Below are 9,525 nucleotides of genomic sequence, written 5' to 3' on the forward strand. Positions count from 1 at the left end.
TATGTCATATAGACACAAGATTTTTAATACAAGATTTTTCATAAGCATAACAGTTGCCGTTTGGGCAACTGTTATGTTTCTTTTTTTCCCGTCATGTAGCGGAAAGGGTAAAAAATTAGCATCAGCTATCGATGAAAAAGATTCCCTACCCGACATGCAAAGTACCGGTGTAGTATCGTATGTATCAGATTCCGGTATGATAAGATATAAAATCATAACAGATGAATGGTTGGTATTCAGTAAGAAAAACCCACCATATTGGGCTTTTGAAAAAGGCTTGTACCTTGAAAAGTTTGATACACTTTTCAGAGTTGACGCAAGTATAAAAGCCGACACAGCCTATTATCACGAAAAAAAAGAGATCTGGGAACTAAGAGGTAACGTACACATACAAAATCAGCTCGGCGATAAATTTGACACAGAACTGCTATTTTGGGACCAATCGAAAAAACGTATATACTCTGACAGATTTATCAAGATAGAACAGTCAGACAAAATCCTGACCGGTTATGGTTTCGATTCAAACCAGGAGATGACCGAATATGAGATATTCACTCCTACAGGTATTTTTACAGTAGAAGACACAGCTCCATCAGACACAGTAAGTACAAAACAAAATACCAATAACCGATAAAAGCAAAAACACATAAGCCTAAAAATAACACAAATGGGTATTATCATCGAATTACTAATCACAATGGCATTTTCTGCATTCTTTTCCGGAATGGAGATAGCTTTCGTGTCCTCAAATAAGTTAAGGTTTGAGATGGAAAAATCCAATAATTTCTCCACAAAGATACTTACCGTCTTCTATAATAACCCTAACAATTTTATCTCTACTATGTTGGTTGGCAACAACATAGCCTTAGTCATATATGGTATCCTCATGGCAGAGATAATAGAAAACAAACTGTTATCAGGACTAATAACCAACGAGGCACTGCTAGTTGTCATTCAAACCATAATTTCAACATTCATAATACTTATAACAGGGGAATTCCTTCCAAAAACCATATTCAAGATAAACCCTAACCTCACATTGAAATATCTCTGTATTCCAACATATATATGCTATCTGGTACTATACCCTATCAGTAAATTCTCTGCCATGCTGTCAACTTCCATACTGACACTTACAGGCAAAAAAATAAAGAAAGAAGATAGAGAAAAAGCATTCTCAAAGGTTGATTTGGATTATCTTATAGAAAGTAGCTACGACGATACCAGCAACGAAAAGGAAATAGATACTGAAATACAGATCTTCCGCAATGCTTTGGACTTTTCAAGCATTAAGGTAAAGGATTGTATGATTCCAAGAACAGAAATAGTAGCTGTCGAGACCGGTACTCCTAAAAAAGAAATCATGAGAGTATTTGTTGACAGTGGATTAAGTAAGATAATCGTATATCGTGACAATATAGACAATATAATAGGCTATATCCATTCTTCCGAAATGTTCAATACGCAGGACGACTGGGAACAAAACATCAAATCTATCCCGGTAATACCGGAAAGCATGGGAGCCAACAAGCTTATGCAACTGCTCATGCAACAGAAAAAGTCTCTAGCCGTTGTTGTAGATGAATTCGGTGGAACATCGGGCATTATCGCACTTGAAGACCTGGTAGAGGAACTTCTTGGCGATATAGAGGATGAGCATGATAATAAAAACACAATAGCCAAAACTATAAATGAAAACGAATACATTTTATCAGGCCGACTTGAAATAGAAGATATTAACGAAAAATTTGGTATAGGTCTTCCAGAAAGCGATGAATATCAGACATTAGGCGGACTAATAATAAATGAATACCAAAGAATTCCAAAGCCTCATGAAAATATAGTGATAGACAAATTCCAGTTCAATATTATCAAGGCCACCAATACAAAAATAGAGCTGGTTAAACTGAAAATACAGAAATAAGCATTTTTTTGTATAGAAAATAGCAACTCATAAACATTTTTCGTATCTTCGTGCGCTAATTACAGAAAAACAATAAACAAAAAATAATAAATTTAAATGGCAACTTTACAAACTATTAGAAGCAAAGGACCATTATTGGTCATTGTTATCGGTATTGCCCTCTTCGCTTTCATAGCAGGCGACGCTTGGAAAATATTCCAGCCACATCAGGGAAGGCAAGACATCGGAGAAATTAATGGAGAAAAAATCTCCGCTCAGGATTATCAAAAGCTAGTTGACGAATACACTGAAGTGATCAAACTGACAAATGGTTTGGCATCACTTAACGAGACTCAATTGGCAAGTGTAAAAGACCAGGTATGGCAATCATACGTAAACAACAAACTTATTGCTGAACAGGCTGAAAAGTTGGGACTTACAGTAACTGATGCTGAAATCCAGGCTATCATTGACGAAGGTACACACCCTCTGTTGATGAACACTCCGTTCCGTAACCCACAGACAGGTGCTTTCGATAAGGATATGTTGAAGAAGTTCCTCGTTGACTATTCAAACTTGAGCACAAGCCAGATGCCTTCACAGTATGTTGAATACTATCAGACTATGGGTAATTTCTGGAACTTTGTTGAAAAGACACTCAGACAGTCTGCTTTAGCTGAAAAATACCAGAATCTGATTTCTAAATCACTTATCGCTAACCCTACTTCTGCAGAAGATGCTTTCAAAGCACGTACTGAACAGAGTGACCTGCTTATGGCTGCTGTTCCATATTCAGCTATAAACGACTCTTTGGTTAAAATTTCTGACGATGAAATCAGAAGCTTGTACAATGAAAGAAAGGAACAGTTCAAACAGCTGGCTGAAACTCGCGACATCCGCTTTGTAGATATCCAGGTATTACCTTCGGATGCTGACAGAAAAGCAGTTTTGGACGAAGTGACTGAATATAGCGAACAGCTTAACAATACAACAGCTGATTACGCTGCATTTATCCGTTCAACAGGATCAAGCGTATCATACTCTGATATTCCTGTCAACAAGTCAGTACTTCCATCGGATGTTGTTGCACGCCTTGACTCAATTGGTATGAACGAAGTTTTCGGCCCATACTACAGTCAGGCTGACGATTCATACAATGCATTCAAGATCATAGCTAAAGTTAATGCTCCTGACTCTATACAGTTCCGCCAGATTCAGGTTTATGCCGATACTGAAGAAAAGACAAAGACTCTTACAGACAGTATATATGACGCTTTGAAAGGTGGAGCAAACTTCGAAGAAATTGCGAAAGTTTATGGTCAGACAGGCGAATCTACATGGGTTAGAGCCAATACTTGGGAAGGTTCTCAGCTTAACTCTGAAAATGAAGAATTCATTAAGACACTTTTAAGCCAGCCTGTTAAAGAAATTGCAAAACTAAACATCGGTCAGGCAAACATCATCCTACAGGTAATGAACAAGAAAAGCATGCAGGATAAATACAAAGTGGCTGTGATCAAACGTAATGTAGAATTCAGCAATGATACATATAATGAAGCATACAACAAGTTCAGCCAGTTCGTTGCACAGAGCAACAGCATAGAAGAACTTGAAAAGAATGCAGAAGAATACGGTTACACAGTTATTCCACGTTCTGATTTTTCATCTGCAGAACACTATGTAGGTGGTGTACCATCAACAAAAGAAGTTATACGTTGGATATTCGGTGCTAAAGAAGGCGCTGTATCTCCTCTTTTCGAATGTGGAAACAACGACCACATCATGGTAGCAGCACTTGACAGAATTAACCCAGTAGGTTACCGTAATATCAACTCTGTAGCAGACATGTTGCGTGCTGAAATCCGTCGCGACAAAAAGGCAGAAATGATTATGGCAGACATGAAGTCATGCACTTCAATAGATCAGGCAAAAGCCGTAAAGAACGCTGTCAGCGATACAGTAAAACATGTAACATTCTCTGCACCTGCTTATATATCATTGACTAGAGGAAGCGAACCTGTTATAGGTGCCGTAGCTTCTAAAACAGCCGTTAACGCAACAAGTGCTCCTGTAAAAGGTAATGCCGGTGTTTATATGGTACAAGTATTAAGCAAAGAAAACGGAAAAGAAACTTTTGATGTAAAATCTGAAGAATCTACATTATCAAACATGTATTACAGATTCGCAACTCAGTTCATCAATGATCTTTACCAGAAATCAAAAGTTGTTGACAACAGATACTTGTATTTCTAATATCTAAACGGAATACATAAAAATATACGAAGATATGCCTATTTCGATAATAGGCATATCTTTTTTTATACCCCTGCACCTGAATTAAAAGCCCAAAGCCGATTACTAATAAAACAGAAATCACTTACAAACAATAAATTATCTTCAAAAACTGGACAAAAATAACCAAGAAAAAATTGTTTATATAAAGTATTTAGAGTATCTTTGCAGCCGATTTTAGTCCGACAAGGTAAAAAAGTGACTGCAAGAACCGGTCCACCTTACGGAAGAAACCCGTTTAATATTTATTTAAAATGTACGTAATTGTAGAAATTAACGGTCAGCAGTTCAAAGCTGAAGAAGGCAAAAAACTGTTTGTACACCACATTCAGAACGCTGAAAACGGCGCAACTGTTGAATTTGACAAAGTTTTGTTGGTTGACAACAATGGTAACGTAACTGTAGGTGCTCCTACTGTAGAAGGTGCTAAAGTGGTATGTGAAGTAAAATCTAGCCTTGTTAAAGGTGACAAAGTACTTGTATTCCACAAGAAGAGAAGAAAAGGTTACAGAAAACTGAACGGTCACCGTCAGCAGTTTACTGAATTGACAATCAAACAAGTTATTGCTTAATCATTAAAAACGTAGAAGAAAATGGCACATAAAAAAGGTGTAGGTAGTTCTAAGAACGGTCGTGAATCAGAAAGCAAGAGATTAGGCGTAAAGATATTCGGTGGTTCAGCTTGTAAGGCTGGTAACATCATTGTTCGTCAAAGAGGAACAGTTCACAATCCAGGTAAAAACGTAGGTATGGGAAGTGATCACACTCTTTACGCATTGGTAGATGGTACTGTATGTTTCAAGAAAGGACGTGAAAACAAGAGCTTTGTTTCTGTAGTTCCTTGCGCTGAAGCATAATTACTTTATTAAAAGCATACAATGAGGATATGTCATTACGATATATCCTCATTTTGTTTTATATAAACCGGTGTTTCATGAGCAAAACTGATACAAAAAAACGACCGGACTTTTTCAAATCCGGTCGTTACAAATTATCTTAATATTCAAATTATTCGACAATCATTACCCATCCATAAGGATCGGCTTCATCACCATACTGTATAGCACGAAGCTTGTTATACAATTTTTCGCTTATAGGACCTGGTTTACCATCCTTGGCTATTACATACGATTTATTGTTTTCAAGGTCATCAATACGCTCTATAGGGCTGATAACAGCAGCTGTACCACATGCTCCGGCTTCCTCAAACGTTTCAAGTTCTTCTTCAGCTATAGGACGACGTTCAACCTTCAGTCCCATATCCTCAGCCAGCTGCATAAGGCTTCTGTTTGTGATAGAAGGAAGGATTGATGTAGAAAGAGGAGTCACATATGTATTGTTTTTAATACCGAAGAAATTGGCAGCACCACACTCATCGATATATTTCTTTTCTTTTGCATCCAAGTAGAATTCGCTTGCATATCCTGCATCATGAGCCATCTTGTTTGCACGAAGGCTGGCAGCATAGTTACCACCAACTTTGAATGTTCCTGTTCCAAGAGGAGCAGCACGGTCAAACTGACGGATTATAACATAAGGATTAGTAGCAAAACCACCCTTGAAATAAGGACCTACAGGAGTAACAAATACTACGAAAAGATATTCACTTGCCGGATGTACGCCTACCTGGGCACCTGTACCGATAAGCAACGGACGTATATAAAGCGAAGCACCGCTCTCATATGGAGGAATGAAACGTTCGTTTGCCTTTACCACTTTCTTTACAGCTTCGCAAAACAGTTCTGTAGGGAATTCAGGCATAAGGATACCGTTACAAGTACTTTGAAGACGTTCTGCATTTGCCTGCGGACGGAACACGCGGATTTTTCCGTCTTTTCCACGATATGCCTTCAAACCTTCGAATGCTTCCTGACCATAGTGCAAACATGTTGCTGCCATGTGGATATTTAATGTTTCTTCCGAACAAAGTTCCAATTCACCCCACTTGCCGTCGCGATAATAGCAACGTACATTATAATCTGTCTTCATGTAACCGAACGACAAATTAGACCAGTCAATTTCTTTCATAACTTTATTATTTAATATTTTTATGTTCCTGATATTATAACATTGACGGCAAATGTAAGATTTTAATTTACATATTCCAATTTTTACAATAAATATTTAGACCAAAACCCTTAAATACCGGCATGTTGCTTACATTTTTCATTCCTCATCCGAATGTCCGTCATCGAGCATTTTCTTTATTTCTTCGTCTGCCTTATAAAGCTTATCCTTGCAGAACTTTATGAGTTTCTGAGCCTCCTGAAGATTTTCTCCCAACTGGTCGATATCCAGTTCGCCACTCTCTATTTTTGCCACTATCGCTTCAAGCTTCTTCATGGCTTCGGTATATGTTTCTTTTTTTGCAGCCATAATTATATCTTATTTTACTATACTTTTGAATTTTCCTGTCGCCAAAACAGTCTCCACCTCATCACCGGATTTAATCTTTGAAACATCCCTTACTGATTTTCCATTAAGAAGAGTGATACTATAACCGCGTTTCAAGAGTTGTTCCGGAGATGCGGATTTAAGAATTCTCTCCATCAAGTCAATCTTATGAGTTTCTTTTTCCATAACAGAACGAACATACATCAACAGACGAGGATAAACATCCAAACGATGTTGTTCTCCCAGAAAACGTTTCTGCCATGACATTACCAGACGCGAATACATACGCTCGCAACGCATATTTTCCCTCTGCAGTCTGGACTGTACCACCAACGGAATACGTGCAACAAGTCTGTTCAGACGTTCCGATTCCGAATTCAGGATGACCGGTATCTCATTACGGAGGCGTTCCGACAAATCATCAAGTCGGCTTGCCGTCTGCAACATCATGCCTATTATGTATTCGGCAGCGGCAGTAGGCGTCTTTACCCTTGTATGCGAAACCATATCAATCACTGTATCATCTCGTTCGTGCCCTATACCTGTTATAATAGGTAGTGGGAACTGTGCACAATGAGCAGCCAAATCGTATGTATCGAAACCGGACAAATCAGATGTTGCCCCTCCACCACGGATTATCACTACTACGTCCCAGTTATCTATTTCAGAATATATTCTTTCCAGAGATGATATTATGGTTTCCTCTACCCTGTCTCCCTGCATTATAGCCGGAAAAAGCTTTGTATAAAACACAAAACCGAACTTGTTGGAATGCAACTGGTTACAGAAATCACCATATCCGGCTGCAGTTGCCGAAGAGATGACAGCTATCCTCTGCAGAGGTTCAGGCATTTCAAGCTCCTTGTTCATTGTCAGGATACCTTCTTCGTCAAGACGCTTCAGAATTTCCTTTCGCCTGCGCGCCATATCGCCAATAGTATATGCAGGATCAATATCAACAACAGTAAGAGAGAAACCGTACAATTCGTGAAAGTCAACCGTAACCTTCACCATTACTTTTATTCCGGAAACAAAAGCCTGCCCTGTTTCCCGTTCGAAATAAGGACGCAAACGCATGAAAACACTACTCCAAATCACCCCTCTAGCCTTTGCTATCAAAGTATTGCTTTTAGGATCTTTTTGGACAAACTCAAGATAACAGTGTCCGGAATAATTCGAGCGCACATCGCTCAACTCCGCCTGTATCCAGTATTCGTCAGGCAGAATAGAATGAAGACCTCGTCGAACCAAAGAATTCAGTTCGTATAAAGACATTGCTTCATTTTCCATCATATCTACTTGCTTTTCATCTCCTGCCCTATTCTGTATGCTTTCCACATATCCGTTATTCCATAACCGAATATATTGTCCGGATAATCATACCTGTCAGAAGAACGGTGAACCACATCGATAAGTTCCTTTACAGTAAGCCACGGACAAGCTTGCCAAAGACATGTGACAAGTCCGCAGAATATCGGCGAAGCGAAAGATGTTCCATTACCATACGAAGTTCCTCCATTAGGTCCGGCTATACTAGAATGAAAACCTACCGCCATTACATCTGGTTTTATACGTCCATCAGCTGTATTACCAACTGAAGAAAAATCAGCATTCACACCGTCTGCATTTACAGCACCTATTGTCAGTACTCCATCAGCATCTCCAGGAGGTGTAATTTTTTTCCAGCTGGATGAGCCTGAATTTCCTGCACTACATACTATAAGCATTCCCTTAGAAGAAGCGATATTGGCAGAACGCGACATAAGCGAAGTGCGTCCGTCAAGATCACGATATCTGTAATTGTCGGACACATTGTCAAAAGAATAATATCCAAGTGAAGTATTCACAACATCTGCACCTACACTGTCGGCAAACTCTACAGCTGCTACCCAATAATCTTCCTCTGCCGGCTGTTCAGTATCATTATCCTCACTTCTGAGAAGCCAGTAAGAAGCTTCAGGAGCGGAACCAACCATTACCCTAGGCATATTTACAGCCATGCACGAAAGTACTTTCAAGCCATGATTATGCTCGGCATATATATCAGATTCAGGATTAACAAAATCCTTAGTTCCTAAGATATGGAGCTTACGGAAAAATTTCATTTTGTCCACATTATAATATCCGGCATCTATCACTGCTATATGCATACCTTCTCCACGGAAACCGGCATTATGAAGACTGTCGCCGTGATGAATCTTTATCTGATTGGCAGCCACTCCATAATATTCGTCTGTCTTTTTCCACTTATTCGTTATTTCCTTCTTGCGATCCTTATTTCTTGGAAAAACAGTATCGGGTGAAACCCATACCTTTCTTACATCCATAACAAATGGATTTTGTCTGAATCTTTCTGCCGTTTCTTCATCCTGAGTAAGCATAAGCACAGTATTATTCCATTTACTCTGCATCAGATACTTTCCTCCCTGTTCTACCAAACGGTCAATATAGTTTTTGCATACCGGCAAATCTGTAGAATCTATACCTATCCCCTGCCTGTTTCTACGTTCCAAAGCACGTTCGGACAGAAATTCCTGCGGACGGTCAATGCTATAGGCAGTTGCAGACTTATCTCTCAATGTCACACGATATTTATATGTTTCCGAAAAAGAATGGAAATAGCCGAAAATCAGCGTACAAAAAAATATTACAGTTCTTAAATTCATAGAGTTAATGTGTTATCGGTTACAAAGATATTACAAATAAATAAGAAACAAGAATTATGGGACACAGAAAACGTCCTGTCGTTTTAATCAAAACGACCTGTCATTTTAATTGAAACGACAGGGAATTTTTTTAAAACGTATCAAAGGCCCTATATTACACACACATTTTTCTTTTTTCATACGTAAATATTAAGCGTCCTACACATAAAGTAGGACAGGTTTATACTAAAATTGATATAAAACCGAGTATTTTGACAAAAGAAAGATTAG

At 38.7% G+C, this 9,525-nt stretch carries 9 protein-coding genes; 5 read left to right on the forward strand and 4 right to left on the reverse strand.

Annotation, left to right across the window (positions count from 1 at the left end; genetic code table 11):
• Nucleotide 1: 1 nt before the first annotated feature.
• The 5 genes from lptC (at nucleotide 2) to rpmA (ending at nucleotide 5,052) form a co-directional block, all read left to right on the forward strand.
• Complete coding sequence (gene lptC / locus OCV82_RS14395) at nucleotides 2-634, forward strand: LPS export ABC transporter periplasmic protein LptC (RefSeq protein ID WP_154045048.1); 633 nt, start codon at nucleotides 2-4, stop codon at nucleotides 632-634.
• A 33-nt stretch (nucleotides 635-667) separates the two neighbouring features.
• The gene (locus OCV82_RS14400; RefSeq protein ID WP_154045049.1) at nucleotides 668-1,924 is read left to right on the forward strand and encodes a hemolysin family protein; all 1,257 of its coding nucleotides are present in this window, start codon (nucleotides 668-670) and stop codon (nucleotides 1,922-1,924) included.
• A 96-nt stretch (nucleotides 1,925-2,020) separates the two neighbouring features.
• Nucleotides 2,021-4,156, forward strand: a complete 2,136-nt coding sequence (locus OCV82_RS14405) for a peptidylprolyl isomerase (protein ID WP_154045050.1) — start codon at nucleotides 2,021-2,023, stop codon at nucleotides 4,154-4,156.
• 293 nt (nucleotides 4,157-4,449) lie between these two features.
• Entirely contained in the window at nucleotides 4,450-4,767 is a 318-nt protein-coding gene (rplU, locus tag OCV82_RS14410) for a 50S ribosomal protein L21 (RefSeq protein ID WP_154045051.1), read from the forward strand.
• 21 nt (nucleotides 4,768-4,788) lie between these two features.
• A complete protein-coding gene (gene rpmA, locus OCV82_RS14415; RefSeq protein ID WP_154045052.1) occupies nucleotides 4,789-5,052 on the forward strand; it encodes a 50S ribosomal protein L27 in 264 nt (87 codons plus the stop codon).
• A gap of 151 nt (nucleotides 5,053-5,203) precedes the next feature.
• On the opposite strand, the gene OCV82_RS14420 is transcribed toward rpmA, so the two are convergent.
• The 4 genes from OCV82_RS14420 to OCV82_RS14435 form a co-directional block, all read right to left on the reverse strand.
• The gene (locus OCV82_RS14420) at nucleotides 5,204-6,223 is read right to left on the reverse strand and encodes a branched-chain amino acid aminotransferase (protein ID WP_154045053.1); all 1,020 of its coding nucleotides are present in this window, start codon (nucleotides 6,221-6,223) and stop codon (nucleotides 5,204-5,206) included.
• A 138-nt stretch (nucleotides 6,224-6,361) separates the two neighbouring features.
• The gene (gene xseB, locus OCV82_RS14425) at nucleotides 6,362-6,571 is read right to left on the reverse strand and encodes an exodeoxyribonuclease VII small subunit (RefSeq protein WP_154045054.1); all 210 of its coding nucleotides are present in this window, start codon (nucleotides 6,569-6,571) and stop codon (nucleotides 6,362-6,364) included.
• A 9-nt stretch (nucleotides 6,572-6,580) separates the two neighbouring features.
• On the reverse strand, nucleotides 6,581-7,879 hold the full coding sequence (gene xseA, locus OCV82_RS14430) for an exodeoxyribonuclease VII large subunit (protein WP_154045057.1): 1,299 nt from the start codon (nucleotides 7,877-7,879) through the stop codon (nucleotides 6,581-6,583).
• A gap of 5 nt (nucleotides 7,880-7,884) precedes the next feature.
• Complete coding sequence (locus OCV82_RS14435) at nucleotides 7,885-9,255, reverse strand: S8 family peptidase (protein ID WP_154045055.1); 1,371 nt, start codon at nucleotides 9,253-9,255, stop codon at nucleotides 7,885-7,887.
• Between the last annotated feature and the right edge of the window lie 270 nt (nucleotides 9,256-9,525).

This window comes from Bacteroides cellulolyticus (assembly GCF_025567135.1).
In the GTDB taxonomy this organism is placed as follows: domain Bacteria; phylum Bacteroidota; class Bacteroidia; order Bacteroidales; family Bacteroidaceae; genus Phocaeicola; species Phocaeicola cellulolyticus.